Here is a 21,382-nt window from a genome sequence, read left to right as displayed (position 1 = left end):
CAAAGCAAAAGTTTTGACTGCCAGCCGGAAACCCATTCCGTCAATCACGAAAGACGTGGGCTATTCGTTGCGCTCACACTGAAACAGCGCTTGCGCATCAACTGTTATAGAGACGTCTTTTCCCGCTTGTATCATCTTCCAGTCAGGCATCTCTAGGCTAATCCGGTCTTTAACCGCCTGTTCTGTCATGCGTGCGGACAATCGATCTACTTGCAGAGCGACTTTTTCTAACAAACTCGTCCAAGCTTGTGATGTCATTTGTTCTGCATTCCCATCGATGAGATCGCACTGCCTCTTTGCCACGGCCTCCACGATCATGGGATGGTAATAAAGTGCCTCGACCGAATATACTGATAGCGGATAAACTCCTCGCGCTTCTAATGTTGCCTTCTTTTGCGGCGATAACTGGTCTTGATCCACGATACCATAAGCTTGTACCCATACTACGGAACTACTATCGCGAAGGCTCGCTACAGCGTGCTCAACATCGCGACAAGACGAGCGAGGAAAGATCGAAACCCCCGGAAACAACACTTCATATAGCGGCTTATCCAAGCTGCTCTGTGTACCCTCTATAAAGAGCATTTTGCGCCGAGAGCCTATTATTGCTTCCTTCGTCGCGTCATCAATTTCAATACCCGGTTCGAGTACATCCAAGTCCCAGTTGCTCACATCCTCATTCACTACCCTCGAATCGCGAACCAATACCGTTCTGGCGCTAGGACAGCTTACTGGCAGGCTGAGTTCATGCGTCGACACCACAAACGTGCAATCCGGTCGCTGACTAAAAAGCTGTAACAGCAATGGGGTCACTATAGATGCATGCAAATGTCGCTCTGGTTCATCGACAAGTATCAATGATCCTGCCTTGGCAGTTAATATTGTGCCAGCAATCAATAACGCTGCGCGTTCACCATCAGAAAGTGAGGCGATACTGTAAGCTGGACCACCATTCTTGTGTGCAATGATCGCACTACTATCAGTTATCGCTATCTTAATGGGAATACCTGATCCTAAGAATAAATTGTTGATTATATCTATTGGCGATGGCGAAGCAGCTATCTTTTCAGCTCGTGCAGTATCTCCTTTGATTATTTCTTCGCGGATTTTTCGAGAAAGTGCATTATCGGCATCAATCAGATCGGCTATTATAAGCCCACTACGAGCAGATGAACTCCACTCCTTCCAACGTGCTGTCGATTGGCTGTCCTGGTTACGGATAGTATTTTCAGTATTAACTTTGTCGTGAGGCGAGAATGGAACAAAGTTGCTTTCCATCCAATTCTGCCGGTGGGCCGCGATCCGAACCGCCGTAGTGTGATTTGCGCGATAAAGGAAAAACATTAACCCGGATTTACCTGCCCCATTTGGGCCAACAATAAACAACGGGGATGCCGACGAAACAGGCAGCGCAAATGACGTGCCGTCAATCAGTTGCAGCACCGTATTAAAACTGGTTTGAATGCTGTCCGAATTCATCGCCTTGATTCCCCTTCCCCATTTCAGCCTTCTTAGTCAATATTGGAGAAAAAGACAGCTCTTTAACCGTTGATATTCTATTTGGCGTGAGTTTTGCGAGCTACCGTTTTGATAAGAACTGGCGGAACAACAGAAAGAGCTTAATGTGGACAAGCTGCGACTGACTGAGTGGTGGACATCTGATTGAGCATGACCCTCTGCAATGCAACCTACAATTACTTAACCAGTTACCTGCCGAAAGTGAGCCGATGCCAGATATCATCAGCTTCGAAGAAGCTATAAGTAAAACTGAAAACGAGGATCGGGCATTGCTCATAGGCAATGGTTTCTCCGCACAGTATTTTAATTATGCCAGTCTCCTGAGCGTATCCGGCATTGAGGAAGGTGCGCCGCTAAGCAATCTTTTTTCTGCGTTGAAAACTGTAGACTTTGAATCGGTCGTTCGTGCCATCGAAGGAGCAGTTATCGTAGAGAGAGCTTATGGCAATGAAGCGCACGCGCGGGAGTTGGAGATAAGCGCGCAAGAGGTTCGGGAGGCGTTGGTGCAGGCCATCAACAACACCCATCCTGCACATCGAGAGGACCTTGGCTTTCAGTACGAAAGCAGCGCGAAATTTCTCGATCACTTCGATTCCGTTTATTCGTTGAATTATGATCTACTTCTCTACTGGGTGAATCTGGAAAAGACGAGACTTAGAGATGGTTTCGGCCTAGGTACGCGGAACGGAAAATTTCTTGGCCCCTTTTCAGAAACTGCCCATTGTGAGCTATTCAATATCCATGGTGGCCTCCACCTGTTCGATAACGGAACGGGTGATGTAATCAAAGCGCTGGACTACGGTGGAGGAGTAATAGAAACTATAACAAATACTATTCAGAACAAGCGCATTTTTCCAATATATGTTGCCGAAGGCACATCGATGCAAAAAATGCAAAAGATTAATTCTAGCAACTATCTTCGGTATTGCTATGATAAATTAACAAAGAATGCAGCATCAATTTTCATATACGGCCATAGCGCAGATGAAAATGATGCACATATTTATAAGGCAATTTTTAAATCTAAAGCAAAGCACATTTATTTTGGCGTCTATCAACCAGATAAAGAAAAATTGAGATCTTTTGACGGTCTTTTAGCGAAATACCAGAAAACGTCTGGTTCAGATATTATGTATACTTTTTTTGATAGTCAAAGCGCTAACGTTTGGGCCATATAAACATCAATGATACTCGCGTTGCTATAAGATTTACTGTCGTATCAGGAGGCTGTGATAAACTGTTGGGGAAAACTCTCCCACCGGCAACGCAATCTCGCCTATTTTGTAATCAGCATAGTGGGCGCATAAACATTGACCAATCTCAGCAACACCTTGCATTATCTTTATGCAAGAACGGATAATGGGTGTCAGTGTGGGACGCGACGCCTCATCTCATGAAATTGGTTTTATTGCCCTCCCCCTGCTTTTAAATAAGGGGGGGGGGGGGGGGGGAGCCGGGCACCGTTAATCAATAACACACTGCCACATGACAACACCGCCTTTACCGCAAGGCAACACGACGAGACGGAGCATAATGAACGCGATTCGATACTCAATCGCCTTGCTGCCTATTTGCTGCTTAGCGCAGTCGCGTCCCCAAAATTATTCATTTAACGTATTGATTTTGTTGGTGAGCGCGCAGGGATTCGAACCCTGGACCTACTGATTAAAAGTCAGTTGCTCTACCGGCTGAGCTACGCGCTCCCTGTAGGAGCAAATCGCCCCCGGAAGTGCGGCGGAACATAAGGGTGGCTTACGGATTGGTCAACACCATAAAATCAGGTTTCTTCAACATAAATTCAAAAAAATCACAGGTCTGGGATACTCCATGCCAGACCGCCTCTTCCATATGCCGGTAAACAGGCGCTTTTCATGCTCATTTGGATACTTAACACCCTGAGCAGAAGGGCGATTCTGAATCGCGAGGCGCCTAACCAGGACTATTCAGCTCCTGCTTCTCCGTGCCGGGCCTTGCCGCCCGCTCTTGCTACAGCTAGTTTCATTCCAATGACTTAATCTGCGTGGTGCTTCATGTCTCTGGCCACCAAGGCATTTTCTCATTTCCGACGTTCCTTGTCCGGCGTGGGTATCGCGCTCGGAACACTGTTTTTCGCCGCAGCCCTCACCCCCAGCCTTATCCCGCGAACCTACGTCATGCAGGGAATTCTCGGAGGTGTCGCCTTCGGAGCCGGTTATGGCATCGGCGTATTGTGGCGCTGGCTATGGCATTATCTGGAATTGCCTGAACCCCGGAATCGGCTGCGCAGTCGGGCCAATCTTGTGGTGGGTTTGGTTTGTCTCGCCGTGGCCGTCGTGGCACTCTATTTTGCCGCGGGCTGGCAGAATTCAGTTCGTGCAGTCATGGATATGGAGCCGGTGCCCAGCGCCTATCCAATGAGTGTCTCCGCGTTAGCTGTGCTGACATTTCTGGTTCTGCTAATTCTGGTTCGCTTTCTCATTCTACTAGGGAAATTCGTCTCCGCCAAAATACAACTCGTTATGCCTCTCCGGTTAGCCAATGTCCTGGGCATTACGATCACTGTTGTGCTCATCTGGACCATCGCCAACGGCCTGCTCATCCAGTCCACTTTCAAGGTTCTGGATCGTTCGTTTCGCGAGTTTGACGCTCTGATCGAACCGGACCGCCCACAACCGACATCACCGAACGAGACTGGCAGCGCCGCTTCGCTTTTGCATTGGAACGAGCTTGGGCGAGCTGGACGTGAGTTCGTTTCCTCAGGTCCCGGAGCTGCCGATATTGCTGCCTTGACTGGCGAAAAGGCTATAGACCCGATACGGGTCTATGCAGGTCTGCAAGTAGCCGATACGCCTGAACAAAGAGCCGAACTGGCACTTGAGGAACTGAAGCGTCAGAACGGTTTTGAACGTTCTGTGCTGGTCGTCATCACTCCAACCGGTACAGGGTGGGTAGATCCAGCAGCCATGGACGGACTGGAGTTTCTGCACAATGGCGATGTGGCCAGCGTTGCCATGCAATATTCCTATCTTTCCAGTCCCTTGTCGTTGTTGTTTCAACCGGAATACGGAGCAGAAGCGTCTCGAGCTCTGTTCATAACCGTCTATAATTACTGGAAAAGACTTCCGCACGATCAGCGCCCACGTCTGTATCTCTATGGCTTGAGCCTTGGGGCGATGAATTCTGAAGTCTCAGCCGAGCTTTTCGAAATGCTTGACGATCCAATCAACGGTGCCTTGTGGAGCGGGCCACCTTTCCCGAGCAGGGACTGGAAAGCCATGACCAGACGAAGAAACCCTGGAACTCCAGAATGGCTACCAGTGTTCCGAGACGGCTCCTTTGCCCGTTTCATGAATCAGAATGGTGAAGCGCCGGGAAATGGAACCCGCTGGGGGCCGTTGCGGGTGGTGTATCTGCAATATGCCAGCGATCCGGTGACATTCTTCGACAGTCTATCGTTCTATCGTCAACCTGACTGGATGCAGGCACCGCGCGGACCGGATGTTTCACCAGAGCTGCGGTGGTATCCTGTCGTGACCATGCTGCAATTGGCACTAGATATGGCTTTTGGGACCGCCACACCGATAGGACACGGGCATGTCTATGCTCCGGAACACTATGTCAATGCGTGGCTGGAAGTCACCGACGTGACCGGATGGGACGCAGACAAGATCATGAAGCTAAAGCAGCACCTGCGCCAGAAAATGGATGGAGAAAACGTCGAAGGTTATGACCAGCGTGGGGGGTAGAACACATCCCGAAAAGGATGAAACGCTTTTCGGGATGTGCGTCAAACGTGACAGTCACGACCCAGCTGGTCTCTCTGCAACTATATCAATAGTCAGGTGATTTCTGCTGCGTCTGGGAATTGCTCAGGTTCAGCATGGGTATTGCTCCATTCGGTAGCATCGTGCTTGGCAGCTGACCGTCCCATCGTTCTGCTTGCGTCAGTGCGACAAGACCCGGATTGTCACGAAGCGCATCGCCACGCGCCTTGATGGCAGTTGCTTCTGCCTCACCCTTTATCCTTATCGCTTCTGCGTCGGCTTCCGCCTGCAGACGAACCGCATCGGCCTGAGCCTGGGCTTCGGCACGGCGTGCGTCTGCCTGCGCCTTTGCCTGCGTCACTGTGATTTCAGCCTGTACCTTTTCGCGCTCTGCATTCTGGCGGAGACGCTGCACTTCAACTTCGGCCAACATACGCTGTTCGATGGACTGCTCATAGGAGTCCGAAAAATCGATATTCTCGATCTGCACCGTGTCGATAATAACCGGACCGCGTACACTGCTCTGAATTGCCTCAGCAATTTCCTGATTGAGACGGCTACGCTCCTGAATGGCTTCCACAGCATTGAATTTGCCGAAAACAGTCTTGCTTTCCTCAAAAACGCGTCGCTCGACAAGGCGGGACAAGAGGCCGTCTTCACCGCCGTAGGTCGCGTAGACTTCCTCCACACGGTCTGGCGGAATGCGATAATTGACCGACAGGTTCATCGTAGCTGGTTGCTGATCGCGGCTATAGGCTTCCATGCTGTTATAGATCGCAGCCTTGGATTGCACCGATATTCGCACAATCGAATCGATCACCGGAATTTTGAAGCCCAGCCCCGGTTGTGCAACGCCGGAAACCGCCCCATAGCGCAAAACAACGCCGCGCTCACCTTCGTCAATCGTGTACCAGGAACCAAGTACTACGCTCAGTATGCCGAGTATAACTATACCGGCCAAAGCCTTGGGTAAAATCTGGCGCATCCCGTCTCCTTTAGCGCTTCGTTATGAAATGGGGAGACCGAAAGCGATTCAACAAATGCACCCCGGAATCTTATCCCGCCGCCTTTTAGAATGCACTGATATGGATGACAATTACTCACGGATACAGTTGATAGACTTAGTCCACAAAAACAAAGCCGCCCATGAAGGGCGGCTTCATTGAGTTTAACAAATTTCCACTGTCAGTATGGCGAATAACACTGCTGACGGGGACCGTTATACGGCTGGAAAGTGTTGTCGGAAGCCCGATAGGACCGATAACGATTATAACACCACTGGACATGCGAGTTGCTGTAACCATAAGCAGGCGCGCGATAGACCGGTGGGGGCGGCGGAGCTGCAATTGCACCACCAATGATTGCGCCAGCGCCGAAAGCTGCGAGCGGATACCACCACCCATCATTGCTGCGACGATAGCCATGACGGTAGTGCCGATAACCGCGGTGTCCATTCCAATAGCCAGGTCCCGGACGATGAGGACGACCATGCCAGCCCGGACGATACCCAGGTCGGTGTCCACCCCAGTTTCCATGTCCTGGCCCGCGGCGCCAGCGGTCATCGCGGACCTGCTGAACATTCTCATTACTCGCCGCAGGCGCAGTTGGCATGACAGGTGCAGCCGAGACCGGAACCATTGCGCCGATCAGAAAGCTTGCACCGACGAGGCCAACCATCATCTTTTTGAAGGTGTTCATCCTGTGCTTCTCCATTTCAATGATGCCATCATTGCTTTCCGTTTATGAATGCACGCTGAATATTGTCGGTAAATTATGTGCATGCCTTATTTTCACGTCGCAATGCATGGCCATTCCATCAATGATTTAACGAAAGATCCAATATTTTCGTTCGAGCTACTCCATTATTTTTGTTCGCAAATTAAGCGACAATGAGATAACTTGCGTGAATTAGGACAGCTTGTAAGCGTTTTCAGCGAGTGGGGTTTGCATTGGCAACAAGAGTACAGCCGTCCGTGAAAGTTTTGGGAGCATCTTTCTCCCAGGAAGCGAATCCCTTCACGGCAGCGGTTGAACTGACGCCCATGCCAATGCTCATCACAAATCCGCGTCTGCCGGACAATCCGATCATCTTTGCAAACGAGGCCTTCCAGAACCTCACTGGTTACGAGGCCGACGAAATCATCGGGAAGAACTGCCGCTTTCTTCAAGGCCCTGGCACAGACCCGAAACATGTCGAGATCATCCATTCGGCATTGGAAGCCGAACAGTCCGTTGAGATCGATATTCTCAATTATAAGAAATCTGGCGAGCCGTTCTGGAATCGACTTCATATCTCCCCGGTCAAAACCGAGAATGGCGAACTTCATCACTTCGTTTCGTCGCAGCTTGATGTGACGCTGGAACTCGGCAAACTGGTTGAGCTCGAAAAAGAACGCGAAACGCTCTCAATTGAAAAGCAGCGTAGCAGCGATCAACTCCAGTATATCGTTGAAGTGGCGAATGTCGGTTTCTGGACGCGGGATTACACGACCGGGGAGATTAGCTGCTCGGCCGAATATCGTCGCATTTTCGGACTGACGCCGGACGAACCAGTCAACTACGACAAGATCATCGACATGGTGATGCTTGAAGACCGGATAACGCTTATCCAGCGTTCGGAGGAATCTTTTGCTACAGGCAAATCTTTCCGGGTCGAATATCGCATTACCAACAGGCTGGGACAGGTGCGCTGGGTGGAAACACGAGCCAAAGCTCTCCTCGGCAAATCACCTGCGCTTCTGGGTATCGTCATCGACGTCACCGAACGCAAAAAAGCCGAGGCTGACAAGGCACTTGTGACCCGTGAAATTTCGCACCGTTTCAAAAACTCAATGGCAATGGTGCAATCAATCGCCAACCAGACCTTGCGCAATGCCACCGATCCGCAAACCGCGAACGAACTATTCAGCGAGCGGCTGCGAGCGCTTAGTCAGGCTCAAGACATGCTGCTTCGGGAGGACTGGACGGGCACAACGATCAGCCAGATCTGCGAAACTGCCCTCGCCCCTTTCAACAGCACGTTCGGTCATCGAATCCGAACCAGTGGTCCAGAACTCGTGGTAAGCGACCGTGTAACGGTTTCGCTTTCGCTTGGTTTGTACGAACTCGCGACCAATGCCGTGAAATACGGCGCGCTCTCCAATGAAAACGGCACGGTCCAATTCAGCTGGGATGTGCTCGAAAGGCAGGGCGAGCGAAAATTTCATATGCGCTGGGTTGAAGACGGAGGACCTGCAGTCGAACGCCCTACCCGTCGTGGCTTCGGCCAGCGGCTGCTCTATTCCGTTCTCACGGGCGAACTCAGGGCCAAATGCGACATCAACTTCGCGCCAGATGGACTGGTGATTGACGTCCTGGCCCCTATGACAGCGGATGTATTTCCGCAACTTGACAGTCTTTCCGACACACAAGCCGAGCCGGTATAAAAAGAGCAGCGAAATCGCTGCTCTTTTTCTTTGTTAGTTGTGCGGGCCGCGACGACGTGGCTCGATATAGATTCTGTCGCGATGACGATCACGATCATGGCGCCAGCGGCGATCACGATCCCGTTCGCGATAATAACGTGGTGAGTGACGATCCCATCCGCGACGATCATCCCGCCAGCGGCGATCCGTAACACAGCGACCGCTCGGCGTGCGAACCATGCCGCGACGGCAGCGATAGTCGACCTGAATGGCCGAACCAGTGCTATTGGCGGCTACAGCCGGAATCGGAGCCGGAGCAACCGGTGTGCCTGCTTCAGCGACAGCGGTAACCGCAAAGAGCGCGAGAGCCGCAGAAATTAACGTAAATCTCATTCCGGAGTCCTTTCCAGAGATGGCCAGAATTGGAATCTTGCCCGCAGATAGGTAGGCCAAACAACCATTTGGTAAAGTCACTTAATCTTACGACGCTCTATCAATCTCGACCGCACTCTACAAAAAGCGCTGCCAATTAAACCCAATTACTAACCCGCCATTTTGCGGAGAGACTTTTTAAGAAAGTCGGGATATTAGGTGCCTGTTGAATTCGCACGCAGCCCTTTCCAAGCAAAGGGAAAGCCGCAGAATCTCCAATCCGCGAGGCCGATCCGGCACCGGTCCAGCACCGGTAGCGGGCGGAGCTTTGCGGTCATCGCAAGGAGCAGGAACATGGACTATTCGACCTCTGAAATCGACATGACATGGGGATCGAAAACTGGACTGGGCGCAACCCAGACCGAATGGGTCGAGCTGGTCAGCGGCCTGCCCGAAGAACATGCTCTCTTTCTCCGTGATCTGATTGGCCGTCACCGCGAGCAGTTTGTCGGTGTTTTTTATAATCGCCTTATGAACAATCGTGATGCAGCGACATTCCTGTCCCAGAAAATGGTGCAGGAACGTTTGCACAATTCACTGAGCGACTGGCTGTTGAAAATGTTCCAGAGAACAGCCGACGATGTTGAGGCATTCATTCGTGAACAGCGCAAGGTTGGCGAGGTTCACGCCCGCATCGATGTGCCGATCCACGTCGTCATGCAAGGCGCGCGCCTGCTGAAAAACGAAATCGTCCGTCAACTGAAAGTGGAAGTTGCCTCAAGAGAGGTTCTGGCGCGCCTGATCGTGCATGTCAGCAATGCCATCGACATCGCTATCGAAATCATGAGCCAAGCCTTCGTCAAGGACGCGCGCGAAAGTGCCCAGACCGACGAAGCCTACCGGGCTTTCACGCTAAGTCACGATTTTCCGCTTGAACGCGAATCGCAACGTGCAGCGCTTATGGAATGGAGCCAGTCGCTTCTCTTCAACCTCTACGGCAATGCCGATAGTCCGCTTCACTCGCTCGCAAGCTCGGATTTCGGATTGTGGTTGCAACACAAGGCTGATCTGATGTTCTCCAACTCCGGTACGTTGGAAAACATCCGCCGGAATGTAGAACATATCGACAATGTTCTCCTGCCTGCCATCAACAGCGCACGCAAGGACAACCCCGCCGGCCTTGCGGCTTCGTTGGCACAGTTTCAAACCAAGATCGGTGAAGTGAAATTCCTGCTATCCGAATTATTTCAGGCGGCCGCCGCGATGGAAACAGGTCGTGACCCACTGACACGTGCTCTAAACCGGCGTTTCATGCCTTCGATCCTGACCCGTGAAGTGCGCATGGCCTCGCAAAAGGCCATGGATCTGAGCGTTTTGATGATCGATATCGATCATTTCAAGAACATTAACGACACATACGGACACAGCAGTGGCGATGCAGTCCTTCAGCAGGTGGCCGAAGCGATCCTGTCGCTTTGCCGCCCGAGCGACTTCGTGTTCCGCTATGGTGGCGAAGAGTTTCTCGTCGCTCTCGTAGAAGCCGACGAGAACAAAGCTTTTACAATCGCCGAAGAGCTTCGCAGACAGATAGCACAACAACCGTTGAACCTTCCCGATGGCGCACGCCAGTCTGTAACGCTGTCCATCGGGGTTGCAGCATTCAACGGTCATCCCGATTATAGCCATCTCGTCAATGCCGCTGACCGCGCGCTTTATCGGGCCAAGCAGGCAGGACGCAATCGCTGTGAAAAGGAAGTACCGCTCGCGATTCATTGATCGGGGAGGCATTTTGCCATCTGGCGGTCGCGCTGCAAAACCGCCATATGGTGCCATCATGACGAATAATTCCGCCTTCCCCATTTTCGAGACAGCTTCACAAAAGCCGCGTGAACGCGATGCGCTGGAGGCACATTTCCGGCCTGTCGCCGCTGATGCGGCTCCGGTCGATTGGGTCGTTGCCGAAGGGCTGACGGATTATGAAGAAGCACTCACTTTCATGGAAGCACGTGTCCAGGCCATCCGGGACGGCACTGCCAATGAACTGGTGTGGCTGGTCGAGCATCCCTCGCTTTACACGGCAGGGACGAGCGCCAATGCAGACGATCTCCTGACCCCGAACAGTCTCCCTGTCTTCAACACGGGGCGCGGCGGAGAATATACCTATCACGGACCTGGCCAGCGCGTTGTCTATGTGATGCTCGACCTGAAACGCCGCCGCGAGGACGTGCGCGCCTTCGTGACAGCTCTTGAGCAGTGGATCATCGAGAGCCTTGCCGAGTTCAACGTCAAAGGCGAGCGTCGTGAGGATCGTGTCGGCGTATGGGTTACACGGCCTGAAAAGCCGCGCCTTGCCAATGGCGGCATGTGTGAAGACAAGATTGCTGCTATCGGCATCCGCCTCCGTCGCTGGGTGAGCTTTCACGGCATAGCCATCAATGTCGAACCCGATCTCAGCCATTATTCCGGCATCGTTCCTTGCGGAATCTCGGAACATGGCGTTACCAGCCTTGTAGACCTTGGATTGCCGGTAACAATGGGCGACATGGACGTCGCTTTGGGAAGAGCGTTCGAGACGGTCTTCGGAGCCCGTCAGCTGAAATAGAGCATTTCCAGCAAAAGTGCGAAGCGGTTTTGCGTTGGGTAATGCGTAAAATAAAGAAATAGAGCGGTCCCACGATTCCGTTTTAACTGGAACCGCTCTAGCTCTGCCTCAGGCCACGGCGTCGACTTTCACACGGCGCTCGCGCATGAAAACATAGAAGCCCGATCCGACGATGATCGCGATGCCGCACCATTTCGACGGTGTCGGGAAATCGCCGAACACGATCAGGCCGACCAGAACCGCATTGACGATTTCCAGATATTGGAACGGTGCCAGCATGGATGCCGGTGCCAGCTTGAACGCCTGCACAACCATCAAATGGCTGACGGTTCCGATCGTCCCCAAAAGCAGCAAAAGCAGCCAAGGCTGAATGCCTTGCGGCAGACCTAAACTCAGATCACCAAGCCCCGCCGCAGTTCCGAAAATCACGGCAACGCCAGCGAGTACCCACCCGCCCACACCCGCATAGAACTGCATGACCAGCGGGCTTTCCTTCGCACCATATTTTCGGTTCAAGATCAGGTAGATGGCAAAGGTTACGGCTGTCGCCAACGGCAGAAGCGAGACAGCACCAAATATCTCGAAACTCGGCTGGATCACGATCATCGTGCCGATGAGACCGATGCCGACCGCGCTGAACCTTCTCCAGCCCACTTTTTCTTTCAGGAAAATTGCCGAAAAGAGCGTCAGAATAAGCGGCTCGGCGAAGAAGACGGCCATAGCATCAGCCAGCGGCATATATTTGACCGCCGTGAAGAAGCAGAGCCCACCAAACCCCATCAAGGCTCCGCGGATGAGATTACCGGCCAGATACTGTGTTCGCAGCGCAGCGAAACCACCAACGATGAGCAGGATAAAGAACATCAGCCAGCATTGAATGAAAAAACGCATGAAGGTGACAGTGGCAGGAGGCATATTATCCACCATGGCGAGCCATTTGCCGATGGCGTCCATCAGCGGCAGCAAAAGCACCGAGAGCACCATGATCGCCATGCCCTTAACGTGCGCTTCCATGCCGCTTGTCGCGCTGTTTTGCATTTCAAACTCTCGGTATTCTGAATATTCCCCGCTATCGCTCTATGCGAACTGTGGTAGCGTTTCCATCCAATTTGATCGGAAATGTCCTGCTTGTTTGACTTTCGCCTTCTTTCTGGTGCAAATCAGTTCCGTTCTGAACAAAACCCTTTGAAAAAGCCGTGCGGAAACGGAACGTAAGGCGAACTTTAGTCGCCTTTCGTGAGCGCGCATGGCATCATTCAGTTGATTCGCGAACAGTATTTTCCGGTCGATGGCGAGCAGGCTCGGCAAAGACCTCCTGAAATTCAGATAGAGAGCTTTTCGGAACAGATGGACGATAGCAACGATCTCTTCTCGAGAGTGGTCAACAATGCCCGGGCCCGAGAACGGGAACAAGAACAGGGGCGCCAGGGGGAAAAGCCTAGCGCAAAGCCTGTGGCACCACAGCCTGTTGCGCAGCCAGTGGCAGCGCCCTCGCTCTCTGTTCCAAAGCCGGTAACGGCCAAGGCGCCGCCTGCTTCATCGGCAGGCGACGACTATAACGCATCATCCATCCGCGTTCTGGAAGGGCTGGAGCCGGTGCGCCTGCGTCCCGGCATGTATATTGGCGGCACGGACGAAAAGGCGCTCCATCATCTCTTTGCCGAAGTCATCGACAACTCAATGGATGAAGCTGTCGCGGGACATGCCAATTTCATCGAAGTGAGCTTCGATGCCGACGGGTTTGTCACGGTGTCGGACAACGGACGCGGCATTCCTGTGGATGAACATCCCCAGGTTCCCGGGAAGTCCACGCTCGAAGTCATCATGACCAAACTGCACGCGGGCGGCAAGTTCGACGGCAAGGCCTATGAGACGTCAGGCGGTCTGCACGGCGTCGGTGTTTCTGTGGTGAATGCCCTTTCTGACATGCTGGAAGTGGAAGTCGCGCGCAATCGCCGTCTTTATCGCCAGCGTTTCTCGCGGGGTATTCCGCAAGGCGGGCTGGAAGAGCTCGGCGAAGTGCATAATCGTCGCGGTACTCGCGTCCGGTTCCATCCAGACCCTGATATTTTCGGCAAGACAGCCCAGTTCGATCCGCATCGTCTTTATCGCATGGCGCGGTCGAAAGCTTATCTGTTTGGCGGGGTTGAAATCCGCTGGAACTGCGATCCTTCCCTGCTCGACCCAAAGAAGGAAACACCTGAAAAGGCCGTGTTCCACTTCCCTGGTGGCCTGAAGGACTATCTTGAGGCTTCGCTTGGCAAGGAACATCAGGTCACGCGCGAGATTTTCGCGGGCAAGACCGAGAAACAAGGTGGCCACGGCGCCGTCGAATGGGCCGTTTCGTGGTTTGGTGGGGACGGTTTCGTCCACTCCTATTGTAACACTATCCCGACCGGCGATGGTGGCACACATGAAGCAGGTTTGCGTATTGCCTTGACGCGAGGGCTGAAAGCCTATGCGGAACTGACCAACAACAAGCGCGCTTCGATCATAACCACCGATGACGTGATGGTATCGGCTGCAGGGATGCTGTCGGTTTTCATTCGCGAGCCGGAATTTGTCGGTCAGACCAAGGACAAGCTTGCCACGGTCGAGGCACAGCGCATCGTGGAGAATGCGATCCGTGATCCATTCGATCATTGGCTCACGGCCTCTCCGCAGGAAGCATCTCGCCTGCTGGAATGGGTGATCGACCGCGCCGACGAGCGCTTGCGTCGCCGTCAGGAAAAAGAAACAGTTCGCAAAAGCGCAACGCGCAAGCTGCGCCTGCCCGGCAAACTTGCCGATTGCACGCAGAATGCCGCAGCCGGTGCAGAACTGTTCATCGTCGAGGGTGACTCGGCAGGTGGTTCAGCCAAGCAGGCGCGCAATCGCGCCAATCAGGCTATCCTGCCATTGCGCGGCAAGATTTTGAATGTTGCCAGCGCCGGGCGCGAAAAACTGACGGCAAACCAGCAGATAAGTGATCTTGTGCAGGCACTCGGCAGTGGTACGCGCAAAAATTATCGGGAAGACGACTTGCGCTATGATCGCGTCATCGTCATGACCGACGCTGACGTCGATGGTGCACATATCGCATCGCTGCTCATCACCTTCTTTTATCAGGAAATGCCGGACCTGATCCGCAATGGTCATCTCTATCTGGCTGTGCCTCCGCTTTTCCGCCTAAGCCAGGGTGGAAAGGTCGCTTATGCGCGTGATGAAGCGCATAAGGATGAGCTTCTACGCACCATGTTTACCGGGCGTGGTAAAGTGGAAATCGGTCGCTTCAAAGGCCTTGGCGAAATGCGTGCCGAACAGCTCAAGGAAACCACCATGGACCCAAAGAAGCGCACGCTTCTGCGTGTTCAGGTGGACGAAGATTATGTCGATGAAACCCGCAACACCGTGGATGAACTGATGGGCACCAAGCCAGAGGCCCGTTTCCGTTTCATTCAGGACCGTGCGGCTTTTGTGGAAGAGTTGGATATCTAGAGCGCGTCCCGAAAAGTGGGAACTGGTTTTCGGAACGAGATGCGCGTAAAAAATAGAGCATTTCAGCGGACCCGAAACGTGCCCGAGAGTGCAGACAGGATGAACGGCAATGCGCAAGTACGGTGCCGTTCATTTTCTTTTTCAATAAAACTATTTAAGCCGTTGAGAAAAAGAAGCTTCAGGCTTTCACATCAATGCCTAGCTTGGCTTCAATCTCCTCAATCGACTCTTTGACGAAGAACGTCTGATCCGTACTCAGCGTAACAATACGTGTGCCGGTTCCATAAGCGTTATAAGAGAGAACGTGATTAAAATTCACGGCGAGCTTTTCGCCGTTCACTTCCGTCAACATGATCCACATCGCTTGCCCTCCTCTTGATGTTATCCACTCCAAGGAAGAATAGGCGCGATAGACCATTCGGCAACGGTTGCGGTAAGCTGGCCTTCAAAGATCAGCGCGCATCCTGACTTTCTCGACGGTTCTTTCGAAACTTTCCGACCACTCATCTCCTTGCCGGTCGATCCGGAAACCAGCCTTTTTGTAAAGATTGATCGCGGGAAGATTATCCGCATGGGTGCCGATCAGTGCTTCATCAAAACCATCAAGCAGAATTTGCGCCATCAGGGCATCAAGAATCTGTCTGCCAATCCCCTGCCCGTGATGCGGTGGATCGACCCATAAATCGGAAATGTAATTGCTTTGGGGCACCCTGGCACCCCAGCCTGCTAGTATTCCTGCCTTTTCGGCAGCCAGAACACCGTCCGCAATTTCTTGGAGATCGCGTTGAAACCTGGCTTCCAGCAGTTTCTGCCGCTCAGTGGTCAGTTCAATATCGCGCGCGGCTATCCGCCAGGCCCTGACCGCTAATGCAGCCATAGAAACAAATTCGCCGGGGAAACCCCGGCGAATAAGAAGTTCGGTTTTTACCACCACTTTGCCGGAGTAAACCGTCCGGCAGCCTGCTCAATGGCATGCGCTGCCTGGAACAAAGTCTCTTCTTCGAACGGACGTCCGATCAGCTGAAGGCCAAGCGGCAAGCCTTTGTCATTGATACCGGCCGGCACGGCAATGCCCGGCAGACCGGCCATGTTGACTGTTACCGTGAAGATGTCATTGAGATACATCTTGACCGGATCATTGGCGAGATCCTCATCGGCAAGACCAAAGGCAGCCGATGGCGTCGCTGGCGTCAGGATCGCATGCACGCCCTTGGCGAATACATCTTCAAAATCCTTCTTGATCAACGTACGCACCTTCTGCGCACGCAGATAATAGGCGTCGTAATAGCCAGCCGACAGAACATAGGTGCCGATCATGATGCGGCGCTTTACTTCCTTGCCGAAGCCAGCCGCGCGGGTCTGTTCGTACATATCGGCAATGTCCTTGCCGGGTACACGCAAACCGTAACGCACGCCGTCATAACGGGCGAGGTTCGAAGAGGCTTCCGCCGGTGCCACGATGTAATAAGCGGGCAGCGCATATTTCGTGTGTGGCAGCGAAATATCGATGATCTCAGCACCGGCATCCTTCAGATACTGGATACCCTTCTGCCAAAGTTCCTCAATCTCGTCCGGCATGCCGTCAACGCGATATTCCTTCGGAATACCAATCTTCATGCCCTTGAGTGACTTGCCGATAGCAGCCTCATAATCCGGAATAGGCAGATCGACCGATGTCGTATCCTTGAGATCAAGCGAAGCCATGGATTTCAACAGAATAGCGGCGTCACGCACGTCGCGAGCGATCGGACCAGCCTGATCGAGCGACGAAGCGAAGGCAACCGTGCCCCAGCGTGAAACGCGGCCATAGGTCGGCTTGATGCCAACTGTGCCGGTGAAGGCTGCGGGCTGGCGGATCGAGCCGCCTGTATCGGTTGCGGTAGCGCCAGCGCAAAGCTGTGCGGCGACAGCGGCAGCCGAACCGCCCGACGAACCGCCCGGCACCAGATCGGCGTTGGAGCCGTTGGCGCGCCATGGATTTTTGACCGAACCGTAATAGGAGGTTTCGTTGGACGAACCCATTGCAAACTCATCCATGTTGAGCTTGCCGAGCATAACCGCACCATCAGCCCACAGATTGGCTGTTACGGTTGACTCATATTCCGGCTTGAAACCGTCGAGAATGTGAGAGCAGGCCTGCGTATGCACGCCCTTGGTGGCAAACAGGTCCTTCACGCCGAGCGGAATGCCTTCCAGTGCGCCCGCTTCACCCTTGGCAATACGCTCATCCGAAGCTTTGGCCATCGAACGCGCCTGATCGTGAGTTACTTTCACATAGGCGTTGATGGTTTCATTCGCGGAATCGATAGCGGAAAGATAGGCGTCGGTGAGTTCGGTCGCGGTGATGGCTTTGGCCTTCAGCTTGTCGCGCGCCTCGGCAATGGTCAGTGCGGTCAGTTCGCTCATCGTCAAATCCTGTCAGTGCGCCTCAACGAGACGCTTTTCAAAAAAGGCGCTGTATTCGGAATCCGGATAGTCCAGAACCACACCGCAGCGCGTAAAACCTGAATTCTCATAAAGCCGCCATGCACCTGCAAAACCGGGGCCCGTGCCCGTTTCGAGTACAAGGCGGGAAATGCCCTTGGCCCTCGCCTGATCGACAATCGCATCCACCAGAACCGAACCAACGCGCTTTCCGCGCACTTCCGGAAGTGTGAACATACGCTTCACCTCACCGACGCCATCTTCGTGCATCTTCAAGGCACCGCAGCCGACTGCCTTGCCGTCTTCATCGCGCGCCACAAAAACCGTCGTATCTGGCCCCGCCATCTGCTCAACTGTCATCTTGAACTGGAATTCCAGCGGTGACAGCGGCAGAAGATGCGCATTCAGGCCCTCGACCAGTGCGCGCACATCATCCTGCAAGGGGGTCTCGACTGAAACCCGTATGGCCATAACCTACTCCACGACCTTTGGTACGACGAAGAAATTGTCTTCCGTAACCGGTGCGTTGGCCACCACCGCAGCAGCAATACCGCCATCCGTTACCTTGTCCTGGCGCATGCGCATGTCCATCGGCGTAACAGAAGTCATAGGCTCGATACCATCGACATTGACTTCGTTCAGTTGCTCGACAAAGCCCAGAATAGCATTGAGTTCGCCAGTCATGCGTTCGGCATCGTCGTCATTGACGGCAATGCGCGCCAGATGCGCGACGCGCTTGACGGTAGAAATATCGACGGACATCCTGTTCTCCGCAAATGCTAGATTGGGCGGCGAACCGCCACCCTGAAAAGTTTTCCTACCGGCTATAACGGCGCGATTGTTGAAGCGCAACATTTCTTGCGCTTCAAATCCAAAGTCAGAACGAATGAACGGTGCCAGCTGGATCGGCAATAACCTTCGTTTCCCGATGATCTGCCATTCCGGCCAAGAACTTATCCGCCGTCTGGTCGATGATCGGAAATGAGGCGTAATGGCATGGCAGCACGGTTTTGAAGTTGAAATAGCGCTGGCAGGCGAGAGCCGCGACCGCGCCACCCATCGTGAAGCGGTCGCCAATGGGAACGATGCCGATTTCTGGCTGATGGAGCTCGTTGATAAGCCCCATATCCGAGAAGATGTCCGTGTCGCCCATATGATAGAGCGTCGGTGCATCTTCGAAATGGAATACCAGACCATTAGGATTCCCCAGCGCCTGCGAGACACCGTTTTGCGTCAGCATTGCCGAAGAGTGGAGTGCATTGACGAAAGTAACGGTAAACCCGTCATGCGCCACCGTGCCACCCGTATTGCCAGGATCGAGCTTTTCCACGCCCTGGCTGCCAAGCCAGGTTGCAAGATCGGCATTGGCAATCACAATCGCGCCATGCTCCCTGGCGATGGCAACCGTATCGCCCACATGGTCGCCATGACCATGGGTCAGCGCTATATGGGTTACGCCCTTGGTCGCCTCCTTGAAGTCGATGCCCTTTGCACCGGGATTTCCGTTCAGAAACGGATCGATGAGAATAACAGCCTTTGCCGTTTCAATGCGGAAAGCGGCGTGGCCAAGCCATGTTAGTTTCATAAAGTCTCTCCTCAATCTCTGTTTCCGGCTCGATTTCCGGTTTGCGAACAGATATGACGCCGATAAAGTTGAAGGCAATATGAAACCACTTCAAAATCCGATGAGGACCAATGGCTGTCGTTGAAATCGAGGAAATTCCGGCGCTGCTTCAGTCCGGGCAGACCATTGCCGGACTGGATCTGGGAACCAAGACCATCGGCCTTGCGGTGTCTGATCTCGGTCTTTCCTTCGCGCATCCGCGCCCCGTTATCAAACGGGTGAAGTTTTCCATCGACGCACAGGTGCTTTTGAAGGCACTCGACGCCGACAAGGTCGGCGTTATCGTCATCGGTTTGCCTATGAATATGGACGGAACATCCGGTCCCCGCGTTCAGGCCACACGGGCATTTGTGCGCACCATGCAGCCGTTGACCGACCTGCCCTTCGTTTTCTGGGATGAACGCCTATCGACCGTCGCTGCCGAACGGGCACTGATCGGTATGGACGTCTCACGCGGCAAGCGGGCCGAACGGATCGATTCGGCTGCGGCATCCTTCATTCTTCAAGGCGCACTCGACCGCCTGCACAGTATCAGGCGGTCGGCATCCGACGATTACGACGCCGGATAAAGCTGATCCAGAATCCGTTCCGCATTGTGGCGCGCATCCAGCATGCCATAGGTCGAACGCCACTGGCCGCCAAGACGGGTCTCGATGAACGCATCAGCCACATCGTCGGCCCCAATCTGACGCAATTCTGCTGCTGCAGCAGCATAGGCCAGTTGCTCGGTTAGAAGGCGTGCGACACCCGGATCGGTTTCGGTCAGCTGCAATGCAGCACGCAGCACATCAAGTGTCCCTTGCCCACGCGGACCAAGCTGCCCGCCGATCCACTCCAGCACTTCATCGAAAAGCCCCGGTGCGCGCGACAGTACACGTGCCACGTCCAGTGCCATGACATTGCCGGAACCCTCCCAGATCGCATTGACCGGCGCTTCGCGATAGGCGCGTGCGAGATTGCCTTCTTCGATGTAACCGTTGCCGCCGAGGCACTCCATTGCTTCATAGAGTAATGCAGGTGCGATCTTGCAAACCCAGTATTTCACCACCGGCGTCATGCAACGGGCAAAAGCCGCCTCGGCACGATCACTGGCAGCCATATCGAAAGCGCGTGCCAGCCGCATGGAAAGTGCAGTCGCACCGGCAACATCGAGCGCCATGTCGGCAAGAACGCGCTGCATCAATGGCTGCTCGACAAGAGCCTTGCCGAATACCTGACGATAACGGCTATGGTGCACGGCTTCGGCGAGGCCTGAACGCATCAGTCCGGCCGACGCGACAGCGCAATCGAGCCGTGTCAGCGTGACCATATCCATGATCGTTTTGACGCCTTCACCGGGATTACCGATCAGATGACCGATGGCACCATCGAATTCAACCTCCGACGAAGCGTTGGACTTGTTGCCAAGCTTGTCTTTCAGGCGCTGGAAAAAGAACCCGTTCCCGCTTCCCTCTGAAGTGAGGCGCGGGAGCAGAAAACAGGAAAGGCCTTCTTCCGCCTGCGCGAGCGTCAGAAAAGCATCCGACATTGGTGCGGACATGAACCACTTGTGACCGGTTATGGCATAGGTGCCATCGTCATTGTGTGTCGCGCGGGTCGTATTGGCGCGCACATCGGTTCCGCCCTGCTTTTCAGTCATGCCCATGCCAAGCGTAATGCCCTGCTTGGCAAAAGCGGGTTTCTGCGAAAAATCGTATTTGCGCGACAGGATGACCGGCGACCATTCCTTATAGATTTCCGGCGATGCCATAAGTGCTGCGAGCGATGCGCTGGTCATGGTAAGCGGGCAGAGGTGTCCCGCCTCGAGCTGTGCGGTCAGGAAAAAGCGCGATGCACGCGCCTGATGACGGCGGCCGCTTTCGAGCGGATTGCCTTCCCAGATCGAGCAATGCAGTCCTGACGCGATGGAACGGCGCATCAGCGCATGATACGCAGGATGATATTCGACAAGGTCGATACGGTTGCCCTGCCTGTCATGCGTGCTCAATTTTGGCAGTTCGGTATTGGCGAGACGCGCAAGGTCCTGCGCTTCAGCCGACGACACAAAACGTCCCGTCTGTTCCAGATCGGCATGCAGTTCCTTCGGGAATCCTGCCGCAATCTGCATCAAGAGCGGATCGCCCAGATAGGCATTGTTACCCGTCATGGGTGGCGTCTGGTTGGTAACGTCGTGCGTTTTCAAAAGCTCGTTCCGTATTGTGCGATTCAATTTAATTTA

General features: G+C 53.7%; 19 protein-coding genes and 1 tRNA gene. 7 read left to right on the top strand and 13 right to left on the bottom strand.

Annotation, left to right across the window (positions count from 1 at the left end; all coding sequences use genetic code 11):
- Positions 1-60 precede the first annotated feature (60 nt).
- Positions 61-1,479 carry an AAA family ATPase gene (locus FG152_RS02830; RefSeq protein WP_498985219.1) on the bottom strand — a complete coding sequence of 473 codons (1,419 nt, stop codon included), beginning with the start codon at positions 1,477-1,479 and terminating at the stop codon, positions 61-63.
- A gap of 248 nt (positions 1,480-1,727) precedes the next feature.
- On the opposite strand from FG152_RS02830, the gene FG152_RS02825 reads away from it, so the two are divergent.
- Positions 1,728-2,696, top strand: a complete 969-nt coding sequence (locus tag FG152_RS02825) for a DUF4917 family protein (protein ID WP_498985216.1) — start codon at positions 1,728-1,730, stop codon at positions 2,694-2,696.
- A 449-nt stretch (positions 2,697-3,145) separates the two neighbouring features.
- Here the strand turns inward: FG152_RS02825 and FG152_RS02820 are convergent.
- Positions 3,146-3,221 (bottom strand) — tRNA-Lys (locus tag FG152_RS02820).
- A 327-nt stretch (positions 3,222-3,548) separates the two neighbouring features.
- Here FG152_RS02820 and FG152_RS02815 point away from each other — a divergent pair.
- Positions 3,549-5,243 (top strand): alpha/beta hydrolase, encoded by a 1,695-nt coding sequence (locus tag FG152_RS02815; protein WP_010658847.1) that lies wholly within the window; start codon positions 3,549-3,551, stop codon positions 5,241-5,243.
- An 85-nt stretch (positions 5,244-5,328) separates the two neighbouring features.
- On the opposite strand, the gene FG152_RS02810 is transcribed toward FG152_RS02815, so the two are convergent.
- Positions 5,329-6,246 carry a prohibitin family protein gene (locus tag FG152_RS02810; protein WP_010658848.1) on the bottom strand — a complete coding sequence of 306 codons (918 nt, stop codon included), beginning with the start codon at positions 6,244-6,246 and terminating at the stop codon, positions 5,329-5,331.
- Positions 6,247-6,446: 200 nt separating this feature from the next.
- Positions 6,447-6,959, bottom strand: coding sequence for a BA14K family protein (locus FG152_RS02805; protein WP_010658849.1), 513 nt, complete (start codon positions 6,957-6,959; stop codon positions 6,447-6,449).
- 284 nt (positions 6,960-7,243) lie between these two features.
- Between FG152_RS02805 and FG152_RS02800 the strand changes: the two genes are divergently transcribed.
- Entirely contained in the window at positions 7,244-8,686 is a 1,443-nt protein-coding gene (locus FG152_RS02800) for an HWE histidine kinase domain-containing protein (RefSeq protein WP_010658851.1), read from the top strand.
- A 33-nt stretch (positions 8,687-8,719) separates the two neighbouring features.
- Here FG152_RS02800 and FG152_RS02795 read toward each other — a convergent pair whose 3' ends face one another.
- On the bottom strand, positions 8,720-9,058 hold the full coding sequence (locus FG152_RS02795) for a hypothetical protein (RefSeq protein ID WP_010658852.1): 339 nt from the start codon (positions 9,056-9,058) through the stop codon (positions 8,720-8,722).
- Positions 9,059-9,391: 333 nt separating this feature from the next.
- On the opposite strand from FG152_RS02795, the gene FG152_RS02790 reads away from it, so the two are divergent.
- Together FG152_RS02790 and lipB are read left to right on the top strand one after the other, a co-directional pair.
- Positions 9,392-10,813, top strand: a complete 1,422-nt coding sequence (locus tag FG152_RS02790) for a GGDEF domain-containing protein (protein WP_010658853.1) — start codon at positions 9,392-9,394, stop codon at positions 10,811-10,813.
- 58 nt (positions 10,814-10,871) lie between these two features.
- Positions 10,872-11,639, top strand: coding sequence for a lipoyl(octanoyl) transferase LipB (gene lipB / locus FG152_RS02785; protein WP_029375963.1), 768 nt, complete (start codon positions 10,872-10,874; stop codon positions 11,637-11,639).
- Positions 11,640-11,747: 108 nt separating this feature from the next.
- Here lipB and FG152_RS02780 read toward each other — a convergent pair whose 3' ends face one another.
- Entirely contained in the window at positions 11,748-12,677 is a 930-nt protein-coding gene (locus tag FG152_RS02780; protein ID WP_029375964.1) for a DMT family transporter, read from the bottom strand.
- Between the two features lie 309 nt (positions 12,678-12,986).
- Here FG152_RS02780 and parE point away from each other — a divergent pair, with 309 nt between their 5' ends.
- Positions 12,987-15,116 (top strand): DNA topoisomerase IV subunit B, encoded by a 2,130-nt coding sequence (gene parE, locus FG152_RS02775; protein WP_010658856.1) that lies wholly within the window; start codon positions 12,987-12,989, stop codon positions 15,114-15,116.
- Between the two features lie 178 nt (positions 15,117-15,294).
- Here parE and FG152_RS02770 read toward each other — a convergent pair whose 3' ends face one another.
- The 6 genes from FG152_RS02770 to FG152_RS02745 all read right to left on the bottom strand — a co-directional run bounded on the left by FG152_RS02770 (position 15,295) and on the right by FG152_RS02745 (position 19,125).
- Positions 15,295-15,477, bottom strand: a complete 183-nt coding sequence (locus FG152_RS02770; protein ID WP_010658857.1) for a flagellar FlbD family protein — start codon at positions 15,475-15,477, stop codon at positions 15,295-15,297.
- Between the two features lie 84 nt (positions 15,478-15,561).
- A complete protein-coding gene (locus tag FG152_RS02765) occupies positions 15,562-16,047 on the bottom strand; it encodes a GNAT family N-acetyltransferase (RefSeq protein ID WP_010658858.1) in 486 nt (161 codons plus the stop codon).
- A complete protein-coding gene (gene gatA, locus FG152_RS02760) occupies positions 16,041-17,522 on the bottom strand; it encodes an Asp-tRNA(Asn)/Glu-tRNA(Gln) amidotransferase subunit GatA (protein WP_010658859.1) in 1,482 nt (493 codons plus the stop codon). The genes FG152_RS02765 and gatA overlap by 7 nt, the downstream gene beginning before the upstream one ends.
- A 12-nt stretch (positions 17,523-17,534) precedes the next feature.
- The gene (locus FG152_RS02755; protein ID WP_010658860.1) at positions 17,535-18,011 is read right to left on the bottom strand and encodes a GNAT family N-acetyltransferase; all 477 of its coding nucleotides are present in this window, start codon (positions 18,009-18,011) and stop codon (positions 17,535-17,537) included.
- Positions 18,012-18,014: 3 nt separating this feature from the next.
- Complete coding sequence (gene gatC, locus FG152_RS02750) at positions 18,015-18,302, bottom strand: Asp-tRNA(Asn)/Glu-tRNA(Gln) amidotransferase subunit GatC (protein ID WP_010658861.1); 288 nt, start codon at positions 18,300-18,302, stop codon at positions 18,015-18,017.
- Between the two features lie 115 nt (positions 18,303-18,417).
- Positions 18,418-19,125 carry a metal-dependent hydrolase gene (locus FG152_RS02745; protein WP_010658862.1) on the bottom strand — a complete coding sequence of 236 codons (708 nt, stop codon included), beginning with the start codon at positions 19,123-19,125 and terminating at the stop codon, positions 18,418-18,420.
- Positions 19,126-19,235: 110 nt separating this feature from the next.
- Between FG152_RS02745 and ruvX the strand changes: the two genes are divergently transcribed.
- The gene (gene ruvX / locus FG152_RS02740; RefSeq protein ID WP_029927310.1) at positions 19,236-19,733 is read left to right on the top strand and encodes a Holliday junction resolvase RuvX; all 498 of its coding nucleotides are present in this window, start codon (positions 19,236-19,238) and stop codon (positions 19,731-19,733) included.
- Here the strand turns inward: ruvX and FG152_RS02735 are convergent.
- The gene (locus tag FG152_RS02735) at positions 19,718-21,346 is read right to left on the bottom strand and encodes an acyl-CoA dehydrogenase family protein (RefSeq protein ID WP_029375966.1); all 1,629 of its coding nucleotides are present in this window, start codon (positions 21,344-21,346) and stop codon (positions 19,718-19,720) included. The genes ruvX and FG152_RS02735 overlap by 16 nt on opposite strands.
- Positions 21,347-21,382: the final 36 nt, after the last annotated feature.

Source organism: Ochrobactrum sp. XJ1, from assembly GCF_024701725.1.
GTDB classification, from domain to species: Bacteria; Pseudomonadota; Alphaproteobacteria; order Rhizobiales; family Rhizobiaceae; genus Brucella; species Brucella anthropi.
Note: the sequence above shows the minus strand (reverse complement) of the source record. Positions and strands in the feature narration are given on the sequence as shown.